This is a genomic window from Lysobacter sp. CA199, from assembly GCF_052078715.1.
Lineage (GTDB): Bacteria > Pseudomonadota > Gammaproteobacteria > Xanthomonadales > Xanthomonadaceae > Lysobacter.
Window position 1 is genome coordinate 1 of the sequence record NZ_JBQJIL010000005.1, and the last position, 23,035, is coordinate 23,035.

General features: G+C 67.3%; 21 protein-coding genes and 1 pseudogene. 11 read left to right on the plus strand and 11 right to left on the minus strand.

Annotated elements, in window-relative coordinates:
- Both ACTOWJ_RS09530 and ACTOWJ_RS09535 read left to right on the plus strand, forming a co-directional pair.
- Positions 1–180: hypothetical protein (locus ACTOWJ_RS09530; protein ID WP_441334375.1), on the plus strand; the 180-nt coding region annotated here is incomplete at its 5' end.
- 41 nt (positions 181–221) lie between these two features.
- The gene (locus ACTOWJ_RS09535; RefSeq protein ID WP_441334376.1) at positions 222–665 is read left to right on the plus strand and encodes a DUF192 domain-containing protein; all 444 of its coding nucleotides are present in this window, start codon (positions 222–224) and stop codon (positions 663–665) included.
- Positions 666–720: 55 nt separating this feature from the next.
- On the opposite strand, the pseudogene ACTOWJ_RS09540 reads toward ACTOWJ_RS09535, so the two are convergent.
- Positions 721–982, minus strand: a pseudogene (locus tag ACTOWJ_RS09540) (rubredoxin).
- Here ACTOWJ_RS09540 and thiE point away from each other — a divergent pair.
- On the plus strand, positions 981–1,631 hold the full coding sequence (thiE, locus tag ACTOWJ_RS09545; protein ID WP_441334377.1) for a thiamine phosphate synthase: 651 nt from the start codon (positions 981–983) through the stop codon (positions 1,629–1,631). The pseudogene ACTOWJ_RS09540 and the gene thiE overlap by 2 nt on opposite strands.
- Positions 1,624–2,907 (plus strand): glutamate-1-semialdehyde 2,1-aminomutase, encoded by a 1,284-nt coding sequence (hemL, locus tag ACTOWJ_RS09550; protein ID WP_441334378.1) that lies wholly within the window; start codon positions 1,624–1,626, stop codon positions 2,905–2,907. Before thiE ends, hemL begins: the two co-directional genes overlap by 8 nt.
- Positions 2,908–2,987: 80 nt before the next feature.
- On the opposite strand, the gene ACTOWJ_RS09555 is transcribed toward hemL, so the two are convergent.
- The 3 genes from ACTOWJ_RS09555 to ACTOWJ_RS09565 all read right to left on the minus strand — a co-directional run bounded on the left by ACTOWJ_RS09555 (position 2,988) and on the right by ACTOWJ_RS09565 (position 6,934).
- Entirely contained in the window at positions 2,988–5,108 is a 2,121-nt protein-coding gene (locus ACTOWJ_RS09555) for a TonB-dependent siderophore receptor (RefSeq protein WP_441334379.1), read from the minus strand.
- A gap of 168 nt (positions 5,109–5,276) precedes the next feature.
- Positions 5,277–5,696, minus strand: a complete 420-nt coding sequence (locus tag ACTOWJ_RS09560; protein WP_441334380.1) for an HIT family protein — start codon at positions 5,694–5,696, stop codon at positions 5,277–5,279.
- A gap of 17 nt (positions 5,697–5,713) precedes the next feature.
- Positions 5,714–6,934 carry an acetylornithine/succinyldiaminopimelate transaminase gene (locus ACTOWJ_RS09565; protein ID WP_441334381.1) on the minus strand — a complete coding sequence of 407 codons (1,221 nt, stop codon included), beginning with the start codon at positions 6,932–6,934 and terminating at the stop codon, positions 5,714–5,716.
- Between the two features lie 161 nt (positions 6,935–7,095).
- On the opposite strand from ACTOWJ_RS09565, the gene ACTOWJ_RS09570 reads away from it, so the two are divergent.
- Both ACTOWJ_RS09570 and ACTOWJ_RS09575 read left to right on the plus strand, forming a co-directional pair.
- Complete coding sequence (locus ACTOWJ_RS09570; protein ID WP_441334382.1) at positions 7,096–8,691, plus strand: M20/M25/M40 family metallo-hydrolase; 1,596 nt, start codon at positions 7,096–7,098, stop codon at positions 8,689–8,691.
- A gap of 569 nt (positions 8,692–9,260) precedes the next feature.
- A complete protein-coding gene (locus ACTOWJ_RS09575) occupies positions 9,261–10,529 on the plus strand; it encodes a DUF3472 domain-containing protein (RefSeq protein ID WP_441334383.1) in 1,269 nt (422 codons plus the stop codon).
- 76 nt (positions 10,530–10,605) lie between these two features.
- Here ACTOWJ_RS09575 and ACTOWJ_RS09580 read toward each other — a convergent pair whose 3' ends face one another.
- Together ACTOWJ_RS09580 and ACTOWJ_RS09585 are read right to left on the minus strand one after the other, a co-directional pair.
- The gene (locus tag ACTOWJ_RS09580; protein WP_441334384.1) at positions 10,606–11,424 is read right to left on the minus strand and encodes an SDR family oxidoreductase; all 819 of its coding nucleotides are present in this window, start codon (positions 11,422–11,424) and stop codon (positions 10,606–10,608) included.
- A gap of 308 nt (positions 11,425–11,732) precedes the next feature.
- Positions 11,733–12,392 (minus strand): serine/threonine protein kinase, encoded by a 660-nt coding sequence (locus ACTOWJ_RS09585; RefSeq protein WP_441334385.1) that lies wholly within the window; start codon positions 12,390–12,392, stop codon positions 11,733–11,735.
- 220 nt (positions 12,393–12,612) lie between these two features.
- Between ACTOWJ_RS09585 and ACTOWJ_RS09590 the strand changes: the two genes are divergently transcribed.
- Complete coding sequence (locus ACTOWJ_RS09590; RefSeq protein WP_441334386.1) at positions 12,613–14,667, plus strand: VTT domain-containing protein; 2,055 nt, start codon at positions 12,613–12,615, stop codon at positions 14,665–14,667.
- On the opposite strand, the gene ACTOWJ_RS09595 is transcribed toward ACTOWJ_RS09590, so the two are convergent.
- The 3 genes from ACTOWJ_RS09595 to ACTOWJ_RS09605 form a co-directional block, all read right to left on the minus strand.
- Positions 14,643–15,233, minus strand: a complete 591-nt coding sequence (locus tag ACTOWJ_RS09595) for an LON peptidase substrate-binding domain-containing protein (protein ID WP_441334387.1) — start codon at positions 15,231–15,233, stop codon at positions 14,643–14,645. The two genes, ACTOWJ_RS09590 and ACTOWJ_RS09595, sit on opposite strands and share 25 nt — an antisense overlap.
- A 64-nt stretch (positions 15,234–15,297) precedes the next feature.
- Positions 15,298–16,677, minus strand: coding sequence for a UDP-N-acetylmuramate:L-alanyl-gamma-D-glutamyl-meso-diaminopimelate ligase (gene mpl, locus ACTOWJ_RS09600; RefSeq protein ID WP_441334732.1), 1,380 nt, complete (start codon positions 16,675–16,677; stop codon positions 15,298–15,300).
- A 420-nt stretch (positions 16,678–17,097) separates the two neighbouring features.
- Entirely contained in the window at positions 17,098–17,676 is a 579-nt protein-coding gene (locus tag ACTOWJ_RS09605; RefSeq protein WP_441334388.1) for an adenylate kinase, read from the minus strand.
- Positions 17,677–17,859: 183 nt separating this feature from the next.
- Here ACTOWJ_RS09605 and ACTOWJ_RS09610 point away from each other — a divergent pair, with 183 nt between their 5' ends.
- The 4 genes from ACTOWJ_RS09610 (at position 17,860) to ACTOWJ_RS09625 (ending at position 21,851) form a co-directional block, all read left to right on the plus strand.
- On the plus strand, positions 17,860–19,152 hold the full coding sequence (locus ACTOWJ_RS09610) for a 6-phosphofructokinase (RefSeq protein ID WP_441334389.1): 1,293 nt from the start codon (positions 17,860–17,862) through the stop codon (positions 19,150–19,152).
- A 10-nt stretch (positions 19,153–19,162) separates the two neighbouring features.
- Positions 19,163–20,056, plus strand: a complete 894-nt coding sequence (locus ACTOWJ_RS09615; protein WP_441334390.1) for a helix-turn-helix domain-containing protein — start codon at positions 19,163–19,165, stop codon at positions 20,054–20,056.
- Positions 20,057–20,276: 220 nt separating this feature from the next.
- A complete protein-coding gene (locus tag ACTOWJ_RS09620; protein ID WP_441334391.1) occupies positions 20,277–20,741 on the plus strand; it encodes a VOC family protein in 465 nt (154 codons plus the stop codon).
- 300 nt (positions 20,742–21,041) lie between these two features.
- Positions 21,042–21,851, plus strand: a complete 810-nt coding sequence (locus tag ACTOWJ_RS09625; RefSeq protein WP_441334392.1) for a hypothetical protein — start codon at positions 21,042–21,044, stop codon at positions 21,849–21,851.
- 76 nt (positions 21,852–21,927) lie between these two features.
- Here the strand turns inward: ACTOWJ_RS09625 and ACTOWJ_RS09630 are convergent, their stop codons facing one another.
- Positions 21,928–22,410: a hypothetical protein gene (locus ACTOWJ_RS09630; RefSeq protein WP_441334733.1), complete on the minus strand. Its 483-nt coding sequence runs from the start codon at positions 22,408–22,410 to the stop codon at positions 21,928–21,930.
- 164 nt (positions 22,411–22,574) lie between these two features.
- Positions 22,575–22,766 (minus strand): hypothetical protein, encoded by a 192-nt coding sequence (locus ACTOWJ_RS09635; protein WP_441334393.1) that lies wholly within the window; start codon positions 22,764–22,766, stop codon positions 22,575–22,577.
- Between the last annotated feature and the right edge of the window lie 269 nt (positions 22,767–23,035).

A 23,035-nucleotide genomic window follows, 5' to 3' on the forward strand; every position in this document is an offset into this window, starting at 1 on the left:
ATCTTACAGCATCGTTTCAAGCCGTCAACCACCTGCCCAAACCGCTGCCTTCCGCGCGTCCCTGCGACCGAACAACCGGTCAGCGGGGCCGCGCATTATGCAGATGCGCATGGGGTTGGGGAAGGGGTTTGTGCAAGAAAAATCAAAAACATTTTCGGCTTGACGATCGTCGGTCGCTGACCGATGGTCGCGCCATCCGTCGCGCTATAAGGACTTAGGCCATGCTCAAGCGATTCGTGCTGTCGATCACCTGCGCCCTTGCGCTCGCCGGCTGCGCCGCGGAGTCCTCGCAAAGCTGGGTCGAGATCGGCGGCCAGCGCTATCAGGTGGAAGTCGCCAAGACGCTGGAAAGCCGCCAGCGCGGCATGATGTTCCGCGACGAGATGGCCGCCGATCACGGCATGGTGTTCGTGCACGAGACCGAAGCGCCGCAGGCGTACTGGATGAAGAACACGCGGATTCCGCTGGACATCCTCTACTTCGATACCCAGCGCCGGCTGGTCACCCAGCAGCGCGATGTGCCACCGTGCTCGGCCGGGGACAATTGCCCGCCCTATCCGAGCGAGGCGCCGGCCAAGTACGTGCTGGAACTCAACGCCGGCCAGGCGGCGAAGCTGAAGCTGGAAAACGGCGACGAACTGAGGTTCGGGCCGGGAATCGACTGAGCCGGCGCGGCCTGCTTGACCGTGCCGCGGCCGCCGAAGCGCGCGGCCCGACCGATCAGACTTCCATCATCTCGAAATCGTCCTTGGTCACGCCGCAGTCCGGGCAGGTCCAGGTATCGGGAACGTCCGCCCAGCGCGTGCCCGGCGCCAGGCCTTCTCCCGGCAGCCCCAGGGCCTCGTCGTAGATAAAGCCACACACGACGCACATCCAGGTGCGGTAGGCGGTGGTCGCGGCGATCTCGGACATGGGCGGATAATGCTGGGACTGCGGGCCGCGCATTGTCCCACCCCGCCCTCCCCGACGGAAGCTGCCACATGAACCCACCTTGGCCACGCCGCGGCCTGTACGCGATCACGCCGGACGAACCCGATACCGGAGCGCTGACGGCCCGGGTCGGCGTGGTCCTGGCGGCCGGCGCGAGCTGGTTGCAGTACCGCAACAAGCACGCGGACGCGGCGCTGCGGCTCGAGCAGGCGCTGGCCCTGCAGCCGTTGTGCCGGCGCCATGGCGTGCCGTTGATCGTCAACGACGACTGGCGTATGGCCGCGCAGATCGGTGCCGACGGCGCGCATCTGGGCGAGGACGACGGCGAACTCGCCGCCGCCCGCGCTGTCCTGGGCGAGGCGGCCCTCGTCGGTGCCTCGTGCTACGACGACATCGCCCTGGCTCGTGCCGCCGCGGCGCAGGGCGCCAGCTACGTCGCCTTCGGCGCGTTTTTCCCTTCGCCGACCAAACCGCATGCGCGCCGCGCGGCGGCGCTGCTGCTCCAGCAGGCTGCGCCGCTGAATCTGCCGCGGGTGGCGATCGGCGGCATCACCCCGGACAATGCGCGCGGCCTGGTGCTCGCCGGCGCGGATCTGCTTGCGGTGATCAGCGGCGTGTTCGACGCGGCCGATCCGGCCGCCGCGGTACGCGCCTACCTTTCCTGTTTTCAAGAAGCTCCCCAAGAAGAACCCCATGAATAACGCTCGTTCCCACGCTCTGTTCACTCGCGCCAGCGAACTGTTGCCCGGCGGCGTCAATTCGCCGGTGCGCGCGTTCAAGTCGGTCGGCGGCGAGCCGTTCTTCGCCGAGCGTGCGCTAGGCGCGCATCTGTTCGACGTCGACGGCAATCGTTACATCGACTATGTCGGCTCGTGGGGGCCGATGATCGCCGGCCATGCGCATCCGCAAGTGCTTGCCGCGGTCGAGCGCACGATGCGCAACGGCCTGAGCTTCGGCGTGCCCAATGCGCTGGAAGTGACGATGGCCGAAGCCATCACCCGGATCGTGCCGAGCTGCGAGATGGTGCGCATGGTCAATTCCGGCACCGAAGCGACCTTGTCGGCGATCCGGGTGGCGCGCGGCGCGACCGGGCGCACCCGCATCGTGAAGTTCGAGGGCTGCTACCACGGTCACGGCGACAGCTTCCTGGTCAAGGCCGGCAGCGGCGCGCTGACTCTGGGATTGCCGAATTCTCCAGGCGTGCCGTCGGTGCTGGCCGATTTGACCCTGACCCTGCCCTACAACGATTTCGATGCTGCGACGAAGTTATTCGACGAAGTCGGCGGCGAGATCGCCGGCCTGATCATCGAGCCGATCGTCGGCAATGCCAATTGCATCCTGCCCAAGGACGGCTATCTGCAACATCTGCGCGAGCTGTGCACGAAGCACGGCACGCTGCTGATCTTCGACGAGGTGATGACCGGTTTCCGCGTGGCGCTCGGCGGCGCGCAGCAGCGTTACGGCATCGCCCCGGATCTGAGCACCTTCGGCAAGATCATCGGCGGCGGCATGCCGGTCGGCGCGTACGGCGGGCGGCGCGATCTGATGAGCCAGGTCGCGCCGAGCGGCCCGATCTATCAGGCCGGCACGCTCAGCGGCAATCCGGTGGCGATGGCGGCGGGTCTGGCGACGTTGGAGCTGATCCAGGCGCCAGGTTTCCACGAGGCACTGGAGCGCAGCACCCACGCGCTGTGCGACGGACTGGAAGCGGCCGCGCGCGAGGCCGGCATCGCCTTCCACACCACCCGCGCGCCGGGCATGTTCGGCCTGTATTTCCGCGAAGGGCCGGTGGAAAGTTTCGCCGACGCGCTGGCTTCGGACACGCGGCGTTTCAACCGGTTCTTCCACGGCATGCTTGAGCGCGGCGTGTACCTGGCCCCGTCGGCGTTCGAAGCCGGGTTCGTGTCGAGCGCACACGGCGGGGCCGAAATCGCGCAGACCGTGGAAGCGGCGCGGGCGGCCTTCGCCGCGTTGTAGTCGCCAATCGCGCCGAACCGATCGCACTAACGAAAGGGCCGGCGAATTCGCCGGCCCTTTCGCTTTGGATCGAAGCGCGGTCAGAACGTGAAGGTCGCGCTCAAACCGATAGTGCGTCGCGCGCCGAACCAGCAGTCGCCGCGGCCCATGCAGATGCTGAAGTAACGCTTGTCGGTCAGATTGTTGACGTTGAGCGCCCAACGCCATGCGCCGGTATCGAAGGACACCATCGCATCGGCCAGCGTCACCGAAGGCGTGGTCGGCGACGGCGGACTGTCGAACGCGCTCATGTAGCGCAGGCCCAGGCCGGCGGCGAAGCCGTCGCGGCCGGCGACGCTGAAGCGCTGTTTGCCCCAGACCGCGGCCTGATGACGCGGCGTGGCTTCGAGCTGCTTGTCGTTGTCGAGATAGTTGTAGTGCGCGGTGATGTCGAAGCTGGACGTGACCTTGCCGGTGAGTTCGAACTCCACGCCGCTGACCTTGGTCTTGCCGGTCTGCACATTGGTGTTGGGGTTGGCCGGATCGGCCACCAGACGGTTTTCTTCGCGCAATTCATAGGTCGCGGCGGTGAAGCTCAGGTCGCGGCCGGCCGGCTCGAACTTGACGCCGGCTTCGATCTGTTCGCCCTTTTGCGGCTTATAGCGAGCGCCGGTGATGGCGTTGGCGCCGGCCACCGGGGTGAAGGATTCGCTGTAGCTCACGTACGGCGACCAGCCGGCCCAGTCGTGGAACATCACGCCCAGGCGCTTGGTGGTGGCGCTGGATTCCTCGGTGCGCTCGCCGACCCGTCCGTTCTTGGCGCGATCGTGGCGCAGGCCGGCGACGACGATCCAATGGTCGCCGATGTGCATCTGGTCTTGCAGATACGCGCCTACCTGCCGTTGGCTGCTCTTGACCGCCGGCTCGAACGGGGGCGGGGTGTGCGGCAAGTAGACCGGATTGAAGATATCGATCGCCGGCATGGTGCCACCGCGATCCTCCGCGCTCTCGAACAGCTGCTGTTCGTCTTGCTTGAAACGCGCCGCGTCCAGACCCACCAGCAGCTGATGCGCGATCGCGCCGGTCTTGAAGAGGCCCTCCACGTGCTGGTCGATGTTCTGCATTCGCACGTTCGTATTGGCGAACCAGCCTTCGCGGCGGATGACCCGCTGCCGCGGATCGACGAAGGGATTGGATGGATCGGTGAAGGGATCGCCGTAGGCGCTGGCGTAGTCGACCTTGTTGCGCGCGGCGCGGAACGATTGGCGGATGGTCCAGTTTTCGTTGAAGCGGTGCTCGAACTGCCAGCCCGCGCTGGTGCGGTCGGTGTCATAGTGATCGCCCGGGTTGCCGATGTAGCGATCGGCCGGAATGCGCCCGTTCGGATTGGGCGCGATCAGGCCGCTCCAGCCGAAGAACTGCGAGGTCGAGCCGGTGCGATCCTGCTGCCAACGCAGTTGCAGCGTCAGCGTGGTGTCGTCGCTCGGCTTCCAGGTCAGCGAGGGCGCGATCAGGCGGCGGTCGTCGTCGACTTGATCGACCTGGGTTTCGCTATCGCGATACACGCCGACGATGCGGTACAGCCAGGTGCCGTCGTCGGTCAGCGCGCCGGTGAAATCGGCGTTGAGCTGGCGGCGCTCGAAGCTACCCAGTTGCACGCCGATTTCGCGCCGCGTCTGCGCCTGCGGACGTTTGCTGACCATATTGACCACACCGGCGGTGCTGCCTTGGCCGAACAGCATCGACGCCGGGCCGCGCAGCACTTCGATGCGCTCGAGCATGAAAGGATCGGTGCGCGCGGTGCTGGTGTAGTAGTTGAACGAGCTGCGCAGGCCGTCGAGGTATTCCTGCGGCGAACTACCGCGGATCAGCACCGAGTCGGTGCGCGAGTCCAGGCCGTACGCGTCCGAACGCACGCCGGCGGCGTAGTTGAGCGCGTCCTGCACGTTCTGCGCGCCCTGGTCGGTCATGCGTTCGCGGGTGACCACAGTGATCGCCTGCGGGGTTTCGGAAATCGGGGTATCGGTCTTGGTCGCGGTCGTCGCGGTGTCGGCCTTGTAGCCGATCGATTGGCCCTGGACGACGATGTGATCGAGGGTGGTGGCCTGCGGATCGGCAGCGCCGTCGGCGGCCTCGGCAAGGTCGGCCGCGTGGACGGGCGCGCTGAGCGAAAAGGCTATGGACAGGGCCAAGGGCGCCGGGAAAAGGCGGCTGCGGGACATGCGGGGGGACTCCGGAGGGCTACGGCAAACGAGAATTATTATCGTTTGAACGAAATTCTCACGTAAAGCCCTTCCGGTGCCGCTGATCGCCGCGATCCGCCCTGCAGGCGGTCGGCGTGCCGCCCCCGTGCGACTTCCGCCGGGAAATCCCCTGCGCCGAGGGAAACGCTAAAGCCGCTCGGCGATCTGTGCGGCAAGCCGGTCCAGACGGCCGCGGTCGCTCGCCGCAGGCAGGCCGTCCCGGTACAGCCGCAGGATGCCGTCGCCTTCGCGCCGCGGCTGTACATGCAGATGCACGTGCGGGACTTCCTGACCGCCGGCGTCGCCGTTGGATTGCCACAGATTGAGTCCCGGCGGCCGTTCCGCCGCGGCCAAGGCCTTGGCGACGCGCACCGCGATCGCCATCAAGTGACCGGCGATGGCTTCGTCCAGGCCGTAGATGTCGTGGACATGCCGGAGCGGAACGATCAGCACGTGGCCGTCGACGGTCTGGCGCAGATCCATGAAGGCCGCGACGCGATCGTCGCGGTAAACGAAACTCGCCGGCACGCGGCCGGCGAGAATCTCACAGAAGACGCAGTCGTGCATCGTCGCGTGAAGCCGGCTCAGCGCCCGAGGAACTTCAACAGTGCCGCGCGCAGACGCGACAGCCCATCGGCGATGTCGGCATCGCCGATGTTGAGCGCGGGCACGAAGCGCAGCACGTCCGGACCGGCCTGCAGCAGCAACAGGCCTTCTTCGACGCAACGGTCGAGGATCTCGCCGGCCTTGCCGGCATGCTCGGAGCGCAGTTGCGCGCCGATCATCAGGCCGCGACCGCGAACCTGCGCGAACACGCCCAGTTCGGCGTCCAGCGCGGCCAGACCGGCACGGATCGCCTGGGCCTGGCGCTCGACGTTGGCCAGCAATTCGGGCGAGCGCAACTCGCGCAGCGCCGCGCCGGCGACCGCCGCGCCGAGCGGATTGCCGCCGAAGGTCGTGCCGTGCGCGCCGAACTGCATCGCTTGCGCGGCCGAACTGGCTACCAGCATCGCGCCGATCGGAAAACCGCTGCCCAAGGCCTTGGCCAAGGTCACCACATCGGGCTTGACCCCATAGGCATGGCAGGCGAACAACTGCCCAGTGCGGCCCATGCCGCATTGGATTTCATCGAGGATCAGCAACGCACCGTGCTCGTCGCACAAGGCGCGCAGGCCGCTCAGGAACGCCGGATCGGCCGGGGTTACCCCGCCCTCGCCCTGCACCGGTTCGACCAACACCGCGCAAACCGCGCCGTCGGCCATCGCCGCCTGCACCGCGGCCAGATCGTTGAAGTCGCTGTAGCGAAAGCCCGGCGGCAGCGGTTCGAAGCCTTCGTGATACTTCGGCTGCGCGGTCGCGGTGACCGCAGCCAGGGTGCGGCCGTGGAAGCTGCCGCGGAAACTCAGGATGACCCGGCGCTCGGGCTCGCGGCCCTGCCCGGTGGCCCATTTGCGCGCCAGCTTGATCGCCGCTTCGTTGGCTTCGGCGCCGGAGTTGCACAGGAACACGCGCTCGGCGAAGCCCGAAGCCTCGACCAGTTGTTCGGCCAGGCGCAGCGGCGGCTCGCTGATGAACACGTTGCTGGTGTGCCACAGCTTGCCGGCCTGCTCGGTCAGCGCGGCGATCAGTCCCGGATGGGCATGGCCGAGCGCGTTGACCGCGATGCCGGCGCCGAAATCGACGTATTCGCGGCCATCGACGTCCCAGATGCGCGAGCCCTGGCCGCGATCGAGCACGATCCGGCGCGGGCGGTAGACAGGCAGGTAGTAGCGCTCGGACAGGGCGTACAGCGAGGCGGTATCCATGGGGGGGTCGGTGCGGAAGGGGAACGGAACGGCCATTGTCGCCGATCGCCCGGGCGCGTGCAGTGCCGCGAGCCGACGCCGTTCGATCCGGCCGGCCCGCGGCCCGCCGGAGCAAGCCATGGGTCTACTATTCCAAGTCGCCTGAGACGAGGGGAAACGCCATGAGTTCACGTTGTCGCCGTATCGCCGCGCCGTTGTCCGTCGCCCTGCTGTCCGCCGCGCTGAGCCTGGCGCTGAGTTCGGCCTGGGCCGCGCCGCCGAAGATAGAAATCAGCGAAACCCATGCTTTCGATCCGGCCTCGGTGGCGCCCTACACCGGCGAGTTCGCCGATGTCTACGCGCAGTTGGACAAACAGCGCGAGACCGATCTGGCGCATCTGCAGCGCTGGGTGCGCCAGCCTTCGATCAGCGCGCAGAACAAGGGCATCGCGCAGATGGCCGAACTGCTGCGCACGGATCTTGATCGCTTGGGCTTCCGCGACACCGCGCTGGTGCCGACCTCCGGCCATCCGGGCGTCTACGGCTACTACGACGCGGGCGCGCCGCATACCTTGGTGGTCTACATGATGTACGACGTGCAGCCGATCGAGCCGACCGGCTGGAAGGTCGACGCCTTCGCCGGCTCGCTGGTCGATGAGCCCAAGCTCGGCAAAGTGCTGATGGCGCGCGGCGCGACCAATCAAAAAGGCCCGCAGCGCGCGTTCCTCAACGCATTGGACGCGGTGATCAAGACCCGCGGCAAGCCGCCGGTGAACCTGATCGTGCTGGCCGAAGGCGAAGAGGAACTCGGCTCGCCGCACTACCCGGAGGTGGTCGCCAAGTATCAGGAACAACTGCGCAAGGCCGATGGCGTGTTCTTCCCGATGAACACCCAGGACCGCGACGGACAGGCGTCGATGTTCCTCGGCGTCAAGGGCATTCTTTACATGGAGTTGGAAGCCAAGGGCAATCCGAGCACCGGCGGCCCGCAGCGCAGCGAGGTGCACGGCTCGCTCGCGGCCAAGCTGGACTCGCCGAGTTGGCGACTGGTGCAGGCGCTGGCGACCTTGACCACGCCCGACGGCGAGATCGCGGTGCCGGGTTATCGCGATGCGATCCGTGCGCCCAACCCGGAAGAGCAGCGTTTGTTCAACGGCATCGTGCGCGCTCGCGAAGCCGACGCGGCCAAGCAGCTCGAAAGCCTCGGCGCGGCGCGCTGGAAGAACGGCCGCAACTATCGCGATGCCACGGCGGCGGAGCTGTTCGATACCACGCTCAACATCGACGGCCTGGTCGGCGGCTACACCGGCGAAGGCGTCAAGACCATCCTGCCGCATCGCGCGGTGGCCAAGGTCGATTCGCGTCTGGTGCCCGACCAGACTCCCGACCAAGCGCTGGCGCTGATCCGCAAACAGCTCGATGCCAAGGGTTTCCAGGACATCGAAATTCGCAAGCTGTCCGGTTACCCGCCGGCGCAGACCTCGGTGGAAGCGCCGCTGACTCGGGCGGCGCTGAGCGTCTATCGCAAGTACGGCCAGACGCCGCCGGTGGCGCCGCGCATCGCGGGCAGCGCGCCGTATTACGTATTCACCCAGACCTTGGGCCTGCCGATGATCTCCGGCGGCCTGGGCCACGGCAGCGGCGCGCATGCGCCGAACGAGTACATGGTGATCGAGCCGAGCCCCGGCTCGAAGATCGCCGGGTTGGTGCAGGTGGAGCGGTTCTATGTGGACTTGCTGTATTCGTTGTCGGACGCGTTGAAGCAGACCGGCAAGTAAGCGGTTCAATCAAGCGGCCGCCAACGCCGCCGGCGCGTCGAGGCGCAAGCGCTCTCCTCGACGCGCCATGAATGCGATGCATCGCATGCATGGCGCGCGTTACCACGCAAGACGTCGATGGTCTGGCTGAAACCGCCGCCTGACCAGCAGCGCGTCGGCGGTGCGACCTAGCTGCCTATCGACTGATCGCGCGGCAAGCCCCCAGCGGCATCCGCCCACCGCGGCGGCGCAACGCCCCCCATCTTTGACGCCCGATCGCGGCTCCTTGCCCGATGCGCCAACGCCGGCGTCGGCGCGCTTTGCGACATTTCGCCCGCCGCCAAGGCTGCGGAAAACTTTCACGGCGGCTGTTTATAGCCGCAAAGCCGCGTCGTAGCGACACCGTGGATTTACATGGCTCCAGGTCCATTGACGCTGTTCGAAAAGCTGTGAAGTAATCGCCGCCACGCCATCTCCCCCGCGCCACGGCACCGGGATGACCCCGGAGTACGAGGGGCGAACCCGCCCGTGCGCCGCCGCTTCCGCTCCACTGTCCCCGCGTCACCGAATCCCGCATACGGAGAACGACCATGCGAAATCTCGCTTTCTGGTTACTGTTGTCCCTGGCGCTGCAATCCGGCGCGTTGTTCGCGCAGAGCAAAACCATCGTGCCGCTCGGAGGCAACGCCTTCATCACCCGTCCCGCCGCCGCGCAGGAAGAACTGGTCGACGGCACCGGCCTGCACAACTGGAGTTCGAACAAGGCCGTCGCCAGCGTTTATTTCTACGCCAATCGGGCCGGCAAGCTGGAGCTTTCGCTGGTCGGCGCGTTGCACGGCGCGACTCGCAGCACCGTCCAGGTTTCAATCGATGGCCAACGCCGGCTCACATCGCTGTCGGGCAGCGCCACATCGTCGTTCCATGTCGGCAGCTTCGCCATCGCCCGCCCCGGCTACGTCAAGGTGGATCTGCAGGGCGTGAGCACCGATGGCGGTTACTACGGCGATATCTCCGGCCTGGAAGTCGCCGGCAGCGCCGCTGCCGCGGGTCTGGTCTTCGCCGACGATCCGGCCAACTTCTATTGGTCGCGACGCGGGCCTTCGGGACATCTGGGCTTCGCCGTTCCGCAGGACACCGAGTATTTCTATAACGAGGTCACCGTGCCGAGAAGATACGATCCGATCGGTTCGTACTTCATGGCCAACGGCTTCGCCCAAGGCTATTTCGGTATCCAGGTCAATTCGGCCAGCGAACGGCGCGTGCTGTTCTCGGTGTGGGATTCGCCCGCCGGCAAAACGTCCTTGTTGAAGAAAGGCGAAGACGTGGTCGCGCAAGACTTCGGCGGCGAAGGCACCGGCGGCCAGAGCTTCCTGCGTTACGGTTGGAAGCCGGGCCATACCTATCGTTTCATCACCCGCGCACGCCCGGACGGACAGGGCAACACGCTGTTTTCGGCGTGGTTCGGCACGCCCTGCCTGCTCGGTTACGGCGACTGCCAGTGGAAATTCATCGCCACCTGGAAGTACGAGGGCGTGGCCACTTATCAAAAGGGCGTGTATTCCTTCATCGAGTCGTTCAATCCGGACCTGGGCTATCTCGACCGCATGGCCCTGTACGGCAATCAGTGGGCGATCGGCAAAGACGGTTCGTGGTCGGAAGTGAAATCGGCGCGGTTTACCGTCGACGCGACCGCCAGCAACCGGCAACGTCTGGACATCACCGGCGGCGCGATCGCCCCGGCCTTCTATCTGCGCAACACCGGATTTTTCAGCCAGTCCGCGACGCCGGGCAGTACGTTCACGCGTCGCCAATCGTGGTTCAAACCGCGCGTGGATCTGAGCGCACTGCCGGAACACTGAGCGCCGCGTTCGTCGATGCTTGGAAACCAGAGAGCCCCGCAGATGCGGGGCTTTTTTCGAACGTTCCTGCCCCGCCTCAGCCCAAAAACAGATCCGGCAGCAGCGGCTTGCTCGGATCCACCGCGTACTTGCTGAAATCGGTGATGCCGGCCTCGGTGAGCACCTCTTCATCGATCAGGAACTTGCCGTAGAAATCCTTCGCGGGGCGGATCAGCACCTCACGCACCGCGTCGGCGACGATTTCCGGTTTGCGGCAGCGGTCTACGGGGACGCCGGGGATCAGGTTCAGAGCATCCGTGGCGATGATCGTCTTCGGCCACAGGGCGTTGACCGCTACTCCGGTTGGACCGAACTCGCCCGCCAAACCCAAGGTCACGAAGCTCATCCCCATCTTGGCCAAGGTGTAGCCGGTATGCGGCGCCCACCATTTCACGTCCAGGCTCGGCGGCGGCGCCAGGGTCAGGATGTGCGGATTGGCGGCCTGTTTCAGATACGGCAAACAGGCCTGCGCGCACAGGAAGCTGCCGCGCGCGTTGACCTGCTGCATCAGGTCGAACCGCTTCATCGGCGTGTCGAGCACGCCGCGCAGCCAGATCGCGCTGGCGTTGTTGACCAGGATGTCGATGCCGCCGAACGCATCGGCCGCCGCGGCGACCGCGGCGTTGACTTCGTCTTCCTCGCGGATATCGCACTTGAGCGCCAGCGCGCGGCCGCCGGCGGCCTCGACTTCGGCCGCGACGCTGTGAATGGTGCCCGGCAACTTGGGATTGGCGACCGAGGATTTGGCCGCGATGGCGATGTTGGCGCCGTCGCGCGCGGCGCGCAGCGCGATTTCGCGGCCGATGCCGCGCGAAGCGCCGGTGATGAAGAGGGTCTTGCCGGACAAGCTGCTCATGGAGACTCCTGGTGAGAGCGAATGCGCGAAGGCGCATGCCGAAGATTCGCGAATGCACGATGGATCGATGAAGGGGCCGCTGGCAGGTGCGCGAACGCGAACCCTCGATGCTGGCGCGCCGTTCCCGCCCTCGCCTCCAACGGCGCGAGGCCCGCGCCGGTTGCCGAACCGATGGCGGGACACGAACCGATGGCGGGACACGAACGAATCCGGATCGTAACGGACCGATCCCACCATGCGCTCGCTCGGCCTTTGCGTACGGAGGCGCGTCATCCCACCCCGCAGCCGGGTCGGATCGTGGCCGCGAGTCAGGGCTTCGGCCCCTGCCCCTCATTGTCTTCCCAGTGCAGGATGCGCCGGGTCACGAAACGGTAGACAGGCTTGCCGGTCGCGAACCAGATTTCGCGCACCCACGAATGGCGCTTGAGCACGCGCCGCTCCACCGGCGTGAGCGCGTGTCCGCAGTAGGTGCGTTTGTGCTTGAGCAAGTGCCGCAGGTCCTCGCGCGCGAGCAGGCGCATCCAGCGCGAGCGCGGGTCGCCGCGCACGGCGAGCTGGAAATCGATGATCGCCGGGGTGCCGTCGGCCAATACCAGCCAGTTGGCTTCCTTGGCCAGATCGTTATGCGCCAGGCCGCGGCGGTGCAGGCGTTGCAGCAAGCGGCGGGCTTGACGGAAATAGGCCAGATCGCCATGCGGCGGACGCTGGTACATCGCCGCGCCTTCCATATAGCTGCGATCGAGCCGGCGTCCGTCCCAGCGCAGCAGTTGCGGCGTCGCCTCCAGGCCGTCCACCGTCCGCAGCGCCTGGGCCTCGCGCCGCGCCAGCCACCAGGCCGGCAGGCGCAGCCACCACGGCACATGGCCCAGGTCGCGGCGCACGAACAGGCCGTGGCCGTCGCGCATCAGCGCGATGCGGCCGAAACTGTCGGCCTTCAGCGCGGCCACTTCGATTGCGTCGGAGGACATTGGGGACAGTGTACTTCTGCGATTGCGATGGGATTGGGGATTGGGAATGCGGGATTGGCAAGCGCGGGGTGGGAACTATCGGGGGCGAGCAGGGTTCCGGTTAAAGGACCGCATCGCGATCCAGGCCGAGCCCGCTTCTACCAAATCCCGCATCCCCAATCCCGAATCCCGCCCCCAACCAGTCATCCTCGCCACAGAATGCCCCGCCTATAATCGACCGATGGACTCAGCCTGGCTAGAAAGCGCGACCGCATGGATCGCGGCCAATCCGATCACGGCCGGGATCGTGATCTTCCTGATCGCGTTCTGCGACGCCCTGATCATCCTCGGCATCGTGGTTCCGGCGCTGCCGCTGTTGTTCGCGGTCGGCACGCTGGTCGGCCTGGGCCATATCAACGGGCCGTATGCCCTGATCTGCTCGACCCTGGGCGCCTTCGCCGGCGACGGTCTGAGCTATTACATCGGCCATCGCTGGGGTCCGCAGTTGCGTCAGCGCTGGCCGTTCTCGCGCTATCCGCAATGGATCGATCGCGGCGAGAGCCTGTTCCACCGCCACGGCAGCAAGAGCATCTTCATCGCCCGCTTCGTCGGCGCGGTCCGTCCGTTCGTGCCGGCGATCGCCGGCATGCTGATGATGCCGATGCGCCGTTACGCCATTCCCAGCCTGATCGCCTGCCTGGGCTGGTCGGCGCTGTTCCTGGCCCCGGGCTGGCTGCTGGGCGCGTCCTACGACGCGGTCGCGGCGGTCGCCGACCGGCTTGCGTTGGTGCTGGGCGGCTTGCTGGTCGCAGTGGCATTGGTGTGGGCGATCGTGCTCTACACCTGGCGCTGGTTCGCCAATCATGCCGACAACCTGCTCGCGCGCGCGCTGCGCTGGACCCGCGCGCATCCGCGCCTGGGCCGCTACGCCGCGGCGCTGATCGATCCCAACCGGCCCGAATCGGCTTCGCTGGTGATGCTGGCAGCGTGTCTGCTGGCGATCAGCTGGGTCTGGTTCACCCTGCTGGCCACCCTGCTCGCCAGCGGCGGGCCGCTGCAGATCGATCACACCGTCCACGAGTTCATGTGGACCTTGCGCAACCCGCTGGCCGATCGGCTGATGGCGGCGTTGGCGTGTCTGGGCGATTGGCAGGTGCTGGCGCCCGGGGCGATCGCGGTGCTGGCGTATCTGGTCTGGCGCCGGCGCTGGATGGCGGCGGCACATTGGGTCGGCGCGATCGTGTTCGGCCTGGTGCTGACCTCGGTGCTGGAGGCGGCGATCGACATGCCGCGCCCGCCGACCGCGCCGGCCGGCTTCGGTTTCCCCTCGGTCGCGGTCACCATGACCACGATCGTGTTCGGTTTCTTCGCCGTGCTGATCGCGCGCGAGCTGCCGGGACGGCAGCGGGTGTGGCCGTATCTGCTCGCCGGCGTGGTCACCACCTTGGTCGGCTTCGCGCGGCTGTACCTGGGCGCGCACTGGCCCAGCGATCTGGTCGGCGGCACCTTGTTCGGGATCGTCTGGCTGCTGGTGCTCGGCATCGCTTATCGCCGCCACGTCGCGCGCTCGTTCTGGATGCGGCCGCTGGCCTGGCTGTTCTACACCGTGTTCATCGCTGCCGCGCTGTGGCATGCGCCGCGTTCGGCCGATGCCTTGTTGGCGAAATTCGCCTCGGCCACGCCGACCAGCGTGCTCGATGCCTCACGGTGGTGGAAGTCGGATTGGGCCCACTTGCCCGCGCAACGCAACGAACGCGATGCGCGCCGGCGCTGGCCGCTGGACATCCAGGTCGCCGGTCCGTTGCCGCCGCTGCGCGCGAGCCTGGAAGCCGCCGGCTGGCGCGTGCAGGAACAAGCCGGCTGGTTGGCGACCATCGCCCTGCTCGACGACGACACCCCGCCGCGCGATCAGGTGGTGCTGCCGGCGACCTTGGATGCGCAAGTCGAATCGTTGCTGATGCTGCGTAACGGCCCGACACCCGATACGCAATACGCGCTGCGCCTGTGGCCGGCGCCGTCGGTGTTGTCCGACGGCACGCCGCTGTGGATCGGCACCACCCAGACCCTGCGCCTCAATCAACCCTTCGGCGCGGCCGCGCTGTGGCTGCCGCAATCCGACGACGGCCAGGCGCATGCGCAAGTGCGCCGCGCGCTGACCGGCTTCGTGATGATCCAGCAGGCGCATCCCAAGAACGGCGTGGACGTGCTGCGGCTGCGTTCGCAGTACCAACTGCCGGGCGGCCCGGCTCCCTCGCCGGCGCCCGAGCAGGCTCAGGGCAGCAACGCGAGCAACTGATCCAGCCGCTGGTGCGGGTCGTCCATCTGCAGCAGCATCTGCCGCTGCTGCAGCGACAGCGGCAGCAGTTCGGCCAGACGCCAACCCACCCACGCCGCATCGTCCATCAACGAGTGCGGCGCGAGCGTGTGTTCGCCGCCGGCTTGTTCCAACACACGCTCCAGCAGGGTCACCAGCAACGAATGCTCGGGACGCACGACATCCTGGCCGTCGTCCTGGCACCACTGCACTTGCGCGACCTGCAGGCCGTTGTCGCGTACCCGCACGCGCTGGGCATGAAAGCGACGGACGCCGCGCACACGCAGCGTCAGCAGGCCGTCGTCGCCGGTGCCGAAATCCTCGATCACCGCCTCGGTGCCGTACGCCGCCGCCGAGGCCGGCTTGCCGACTTCGTCGCCGTCGATGATCAGGCACACGCCGAAGCCGCGGCCCTGGCGTCCGCATTCGCGCACCAGGTCCAGGTAACGGCGTTCGAACACGCGCAGGCCGAGCGAGCCGCCCGGCATCAGCACGGTATGCAGCGGGAACAGCCCCAGCGTTTGCGCGTCGGCGATGTCGGCGGACATGGCGGCAGTGTAACCGCGGCGCGGGCCGATGCACCGGCGCGCCGGTGCATCCATCCACGCCGGCTCAGGCCGTCGCGGCCTCGCGCAAGGCGGCGAAGAACCGTCGCGGCGCACCGTCGAATCCACCGTTGGACATGAACACGACGTGGTCGCCCGGATGCGTGCTCTCGCGCAAGGCGGCGATCAGCGCATCGGCATCGGGCACGGTGACGCCCTCCCCGCGCAGTCCGGCCACGACCTTGCCGGCATCCCAGGCCAGTTCCGGCCGATGCAGGAACACCACCGCATCGGCATCGTTCAACGAGGGCGCCAACGCATCGGAATGCGCGCCCAGGCGCATCGAGTTGCTGCGCGGCTCCATCGCCACGACGATGCGGGCCGCGCCTACCCGCGCGCGCAGGCCGGCGAGCGTGGTCGCGATCGCGGTGGGGTGATGGGCGAAGTCGTCGTAAACGGTGATGCCGCCGGCTTCGCCGATCAGTTCCAGGCGGCGCTTGACGCTGCGGAACTCGGCCAAGGCCGGCAGCACAGCGGCGGCGTCGACGCCGACCGCGTTGGCGGCGGCGATCGCGGCCAAGGCGTTCATGACGTTGTGACGACCGAGCAAGGGCCAGCGCACCTCGCCGATCTCGCGGCCGCGATGCACCACCGCGAACGCGCTGCCGTCTTCGTGAATCATCCGCGCGGTCCAGTCGTAGCCGGCCTTGCCGCGCAGACCGAAGCGTTCGACCGGCGTCCAGCAGCCCATCGCCAGCACTTCGCTCAGGCGCTCGTCTTCGCCGTTGACGATCAGCCGGCCGCGGCGCGGCACGGTGCGCACCAGGTGATGGAACTGGCGCTGGATCGCGGCCACGTCCGGGAAGATGTCGGCGTGGTCGTATTCCAGATTGTTGAGGATCGCCACCAGCGGACGGTAGTGGACGAACTTGCTGCGTTTGTCGAAGAACGCGGTGTCGTATTCGTCGGCCTCGACCACGAACTCACGGCCGGCGCCGATGCGCGCGGACACGCCGAAATCCTCCGCCACCCCGCCGATCAGGAAGCCCGGTTTGCGCCCCGCGGCTTCGAGCAACCAGGTCAGGATGGTGGTGGTGGTGGTCTTGCCGTGGGTGCCGGCGACGGCCAGCGTGTCGCGGCCCGGCAGCACCCGTTCGGACAGCCATTGCGCGCCGGAGGTGTAGCTGCGGCCGTCGTCGAGCACCTGCTCGACCGCGGCATTGCCGCGCGAGAGCGCGTTGCCGACCACGATCTGATCGCAATCGGCGGAAATGTGTTCGGGCTGGTAGCCCTGCTGCAGCGCGATGCCGAGTTGTTCGAGCTGGGTCGACATCGGCGGATACACCGCCTGGTCGCTGCCTTCGACCTCATGCCCGAGTTCGCGCGCGAGCGCGGCGACGCCGCCCATGAAAGTGCCGGCAATACCCAAGATATGGAGCTTCAAGATCAAAGGTTCCGAATGAGTCTGCGAATGTTCAACGAAGCGGCTCCCGCTGGCGCCAACTCCCCCTCTCCCGCTTGCGGGAGAGGGATGGGGTGAGGGCAGGAAACATGGAGCTTCAAGATCCGAATTTCCAAAACCATCACGAATGCTCAACGAAGCAGCTCCCGCTGGCGCCAACTCCCCTCTCCCGCTTGCGGGAGAGGGATGGGGTGAGGGCGCACGAAGGTGGGCGCCGGCGAAAACGCCTATAGCCCAGCGGACCGCTCTGATGCCCTACTTAACGATGCGAGACCGTGCTGCCCTCAACCCCAGCCCTACCCCGGCCCAAACGCATAGCGTTTGGGCGTTCGCAGACGCGCGAGCCAGAGGCTCGCAAGCCGCGTCCACTCGCCCGCACGCGGGAGAGGGGGCAAGAGCAGAGAATCAGCCTACGACCGGCACCGGCGACAACGCCTCAAGAATGCGCGTGAATACCTCGTCCAGCGAACCCACGCCGTCGACCACGGTCAAACGGCCGTGCTGGCGGTAATACTCGATGACCGGGGCGGTGACTTCGTCGTAAACCTTCAGACGGGTGCGCACGGCGTCGGGACTGTCGTCCTTGCGGCCCTGCTCGGCGGCGCGGCCGGCGATGCGCTCGACCAACAGCTCGATCGGCACTTCCAACTGCACGGCGAAATCCATCGGCTGGCCGATCTTCTTCAGCAGCGCGTCCATCGCATCGGCCTGGGCCAGATTGCGCGGATAACCGTCGAGAATGAAACCGCCAGCGGTATCGGGCCGCGAGAAGCGGTCCTCGAGCATGCCCAGCAGGATTTCGTCGCTGACCAGGTTGCCCGCGTCCATCACCGCCTTGGCTTCCAGACCCAGCCTGGTGCCGGCGGCGACTTCGCCGCGCAGCAGATCGCCGGTGGAAATGTGCGGCACCTGCAGATGCTCCTTGAGCCGCGTTGCTTGCGTGCCCTTGCCGGAACCGGGCGCGCCCAGAAGTACCAATCGCATCAACATCGCTCCTAAGACAAGTGAAACCTTGCGATCCGTCCGCCTGAGCGCCGGATCCGGCCCGCCGGCCGCGCTCGGCGCTGGCCAGTACGCGGGGCGGCGCTACACTCGAAGCAGCCAACCATCCGCCGGGCAAATATTGCGGTCAGCTTACCGCAAACCGGCGCTAATCCTGGAATTCCCATGCCGACCGGAAAACCCGTCAGAACCCCGTCCCGTAAAGTCGCCGGAAACCTGTTGTATGCGCAATCCGGCGGTGTGACCGCCGTCATCAACGCCACCGCTTCGGCGGTGATCGAGACCGCCCGGGCCCGCGGGGTCAAGGTGCTGGCGGCGCGCAACGGCATCCTCGGCGCGCTGCGCGAGGAGCTGATCGACACCTCGAAGGAATCCGCGGCGGCGATCCGCGCCCTCGGCCATACCCCGGGCGGCGCGTTCGGTTCGTGCCGGGTCAAGCTCAAATCGCTCGACGCCGACCGCGCCCGCTACGAACGCCTGTTGGCCGTGTTCAAGGCCCACGACGTGCGCTGGTTCCTCTACAACGGCGGCAACGATTCGGCCGATACCGCGCTCAAGGTGTCCCAGCTGGCGGCCGAATTCGACTATCCGCTGACCTGCATCGGCGTGCCCAAGACGGTCGACAACGACCTGGCCGTGACCGACTGCTGCCCCGGTTTCGGCTCGGCGGCCAAGTACACGGCGGTGTCGGTGCGCGAGGCCGCGCTGGACGTGGCGGCGATGGCCGAGACCTCGACCAAGGTCTTCGTCTACGAGGCCATGGGCCGCCACGCCGGCTGGCTGGCCGCGGCCGCCGGCCTGGCCGGCGACGGGCCGGATGCCGCGCCGCATTTGATCCTGTTCCCCGAACGCCCCTACGACGAAGCCGATTTCTTCGCCAAGGTCAAAGCCACGGTGGAACGCGTGGGCTATTGCGTGGTGGTCGCCAGCGAGGGCATCCAGACCGCCGACGGCCGCTTCGTCGCCGACGCCGGCGGCGGCAAGGATTCCTTCGGCCACACCCAACTCGGCGGCGTCGCCTCGCACCTGGCCGGTCGGGTCAAGGATGCGCTGGGCTACAAGGTGCACTGGGCCCTGCCCGACTACCTGCAGCGCTCGGCCCGGCATCTGGCCTCCAAGACCGACGTCGAGCAGGCGCGCGCGGTCGGCAAGGCGGCGGTCGAATTCGCGCTCAAGGGCATGAACTCGGTGATGCCGGTGATCGTGCGCACGTCCGATGCGCCGTACCGCTGGAAGATCGAGGCCGCGCCGCTGAACAAGGTGGCCAATCACGAAAAGAAAATGCCGGCCGGATTCCTGCGCAAGGACGGCTATGGCATCACCGCCAGCGCGCGCAAATACCTGGAACCGCTGATCCGCGGCGAAGCGCCGCCGCCGTACGGGCGCGATGGTCTGCCCCAGTACGTGACGCTGAAAAACACCGCGTTGAAGCAAAAACTGCCGCCGTTCGAGGGCTGAGGCGCTCGCCGTGCCGACGCGTGCGCCATCGTTGCCGGAACTGCGGCCCTGGATCGAACAGGTCTGGGTCAGCGCTTGCCCTGCCGCGGCGCCCGCGCATGCGCGAGAACACTCGCTGCCGAGCGGATCGATGCATCTGGCGATCCGGCTCGATGGACCGCCGCTGCGGGTGTATGCCGATGCGAGCGACCGGGTCGGGCGGGTCTATTCCGAAGCGGTGGTGGGTGGGGTCCGGGCGTCGTATTGCATCAAGGACACGTCATCGCCGGCCGCTTCGGTTGGCGCGGTGCTGCGGCCGGGCGCGGCGCTGACGCTGTTCGGCGTGTCGGCGGCCGAGCTGGAAGGCGGTCACATCGATCTGCGCGACCTGTGCGGCGCGCGCGCCGATGCGTTGTACGAGGGCTTGGCCGTCTGCGCCGATCCGCGCCGTCGCCGGGTCCTGTTCGAGCGCTTTTTGCGCGCGCAATTGCGGCCGGTGCGCGGGCTGGACCCGCAGATCGCTCAGGCCGTGCACGACCTGCAGCGCGGCACGCCGGCGCCGGTTGACGCGGCCGCGCGGCTGGATGCGATCGTCGGCGATGAAGATCGCAACGAAGACCCGCGCATCGCCGCGTTGGCCCGGGCCTGCGGCCGCAGCCACCGCCACTTCATCGCCGGATTCCGCGATTTCGCCGGCCTGGCGCCCAAACGTTATGCCAGGGTGTTGCGCTTCAAGCGCCTGCTCGCCGCGCTGGCGGCGACGCCTCGGCCGCAGTGGGCGCAGTTGGCGCTGGAGGCGGGGTATTTCGATCAATCGCATCTGATCCGCGAGTTCCGCCAGTTCTCCGGCGTGAGTCCGCGCGAGTATCTGGCCGCCGAGGCGGCGGCGCATCATTTGCCGGTGGCCTGGCCGCTGCGACGGTAGGAGCGGCGCAAGCCGCGACCGCGGGACAGCAGGTCGCGTCGTAGGCGTAGTGTCGCGGTCGCGGCTTGCGCCGCTCCTACAGGGGATGGCCACGGATGCGGGCGAGCAACAGCACGATTCCACGAACGCGAACACGGGAAAATCGGGCAGGGTAAATTTTATCCAATACCCGCGGCCCGTCCTGGCGCAGGCTGCGCCCACCCTATCGCAGGAATCCGTCATGGCCGTCCACGAACTGTTCTCCTACCTGTGCGTGGCCGACGGCCAGACCGCGGTCGAGTTCTATTGCAAGGTCTTCGGCGCGACCGAGAAGTTCCGGCTGGTCGAACCCGGCGGCCGCATCGGCCATGTCGAGCTCGACTTCGGCGGCACCACGCTGATGCTGTGCGAACAGTTCCCCGAGATCGACATCCGCCACCCCATCGAAGGCGCCGGCCACAGCCACACCCTGCACTTGCATGTGGACGACGCCGACGACACCGTGGCGCGCGCGGTCCAGGCCGGCGCCAGGTTGGCGATGGCTCCGCGCGACCACTTCTACGGCGAACGATCGGGCACGGTGATCGATCCGTTCGGCCATCGCTGGAACATCGGCCATAGCATCGAGGTGCTCGATCCCGAGGAAATGCAGCGCCGTTACGAGCGCGATCCGGATTGCTCCGGCGGCAGCCCGGCGTCGGCCTGAGCCCTCGTCGGACCGGCCGCGCGGTGCCGGATCGCTCCGATCCGCACGAGTTCGCCCCAGGCAAGGCCGGCTTCGCTGCCGGCCCGCTTCACGGTCGGCCCGGCCCTCGCGGCGGTCCCGCCGGGGCACGCGCCGGACGGCACCGCATCTGTGCGCCGCGTCGCCAATGCCCTGCCCGGAGCCGGACAACCACCGAAATACGTTGAATCGCCCACCCGATTGCGGCAATCTGCCGCCGCCGGCGTTCGTGCGGGATCAGGGCGCAGGGACGCAACGTTTCGTCATTACAGGGAGTCCTTCATGAAAGGCAGGTTTCTAATTCCGTTGTTGCTGCTGGTTCCGTCCGTCTCGGCCTACGCAGGCCAGTGCGAGACCAACTTCACCAAGAAAGGTAACGTGATCAGCGGCACCGAGTACTTCACCTCGGTCCAGGTCAACGGCCTGTCGATCGCCAGCGCCATCGGCCAGGTCCGCAACGTGGGCATCGGCCGCAACATGGTCGTGCTGGATGAGGATCTGAACGCCGGCACCCTGGTGCTGGAAGAACCGTCCACCGCGCTGAGCCGTCCGTTGCCGCTGCACATCACCGCCGACGCCGCCGGCACCGTGACCGCGTCGCTGAAGCTGCGCCGGGCCTCGGTCGGCCATACCGAAGAGATCAAGAAGGGCATCTGCGAGATGATCGGCTCGCTCAAGCCCGGCAAGACCGCGCCGCCGCGCTCGGCCGCGCCCAAGCCGCTGCCGACCGTGATCGGCGCGCCGCAGCTGGCCCGCGAAATCGAAGCCCAGGCCAAGGAAAACGCCGCGGTGGTCGCCGACCGCTACAAGGGCCGCATGTACACCGTCAAGGGCAGCAACGCCGGCGTCAGCGACGGTAAGAGCGGCGGTTACTACGTCACCTTCCAGTCCAGCACCTCGCTGATCCCGGGCTTGGCCGGTAGCGACCGCGAGCTGTTCGCAACGCGCGTGCGCTGCCTGTTGCAGCCCAACCAGAAGGCGTATGCGCTGACCTTGCGCGCCAACGACCGGATCACGCTGACCGGCGAGTTCGACGAGTACAACCCGCACGACTTCGTGGTCGAGCTCAAGAACTGCGTCGGCCAGAAGTAAGTCGGCCGACGACATGCGCACCAAGCAAAAGGGCCGCGAAAGCGGCCCTTTTGCATTACCGGAAGCGGCGCCGCACTCAGCCGCCGCAGGCCTTGCCTTCCACCGTCATCGAGGCGGCGAACATCGGAATCGCCGCCAGTTTTTTGGCCGCAGCTTTTTCCTTTTCGTCCTGCAGGTACAAGCGCGATTTGCCTTGTGCATCCAGGCGCGGCGGCGCGACCGCGGCCGGCTTGCGCCACACCCGCACCACCGCCTGCTGCTGCGGGCAAGCGGCGTTGGACACGCGCAAGACGTCGTTGAACTTCCAACCCGCCGCTTCGGACGGTTGCACCTTGGCCGCGTCGACGAAACGCGCGCGCGGCTGGCAGTTGGGGCTGGTGCGCACCACCGCAAACTTGTACGGCTGCGCGGCCTGGCCGGTGAACATGCCTTCCAGGCGCGCGCAGGCTTCGGGAATTTGACGCAAGGTGCGCACCGCGCCGACCGGCTGCGCGGGCACCGCGGCCTCGCGCTTGATTTCCGGAACCGGATCGGCCGCGGACGCCGGGGCGCTGAACATGCCGGCACTCAACAGGCTGACACTGACCAGGATGGGGAGGTAACGCATCGTCGGCTCCTGCTCGCAAGGCCGACGCAGGCTCGCACGCAACGGCTGAACCGTGACTTCACTCCGAAAGCGGCGAACACCGGCGGCCGCGATGCGGCCGCCGGTGCGCACGATGCTTATTCGATCGGCTCCGGGCACTGCTTCTGCACGCAGCAGGCCCAGCAATAGGCCTGGGTGCCGCCGTTCTGCTTGCACTCGTAAATGCACTGCGCCATTTCCGGGGTGATGTTCGCGCTGCCGGCGAAGGCGGCGACCCCCAGTCCCATCCCGAACACAAACACGCAGCTCGCGATCAGCTTCTTGCTCATTCTCATTGCCTGGTTCCCCTTATCGTTTGAAGTTCGAAGGAACATCCTTTCCCGCACTTCAAGCGCACGGGCGGCGGCGCAGTCGCGCGAGCGTCGCCCGGCTCTCGGCCGCGGCTGGAAATCCGCGGCGCGCATCGCATGGTCGTGGCGATTCCATGAGCATCCGATGCGCGCGCCGATCTGATACGCGCGCCGACGCACTGTCAAACCGCGGCAGCGCGAACCGGTCGGCGGCTCCACTCGCTCCGCCGCCGGCACGCGCGCACGCG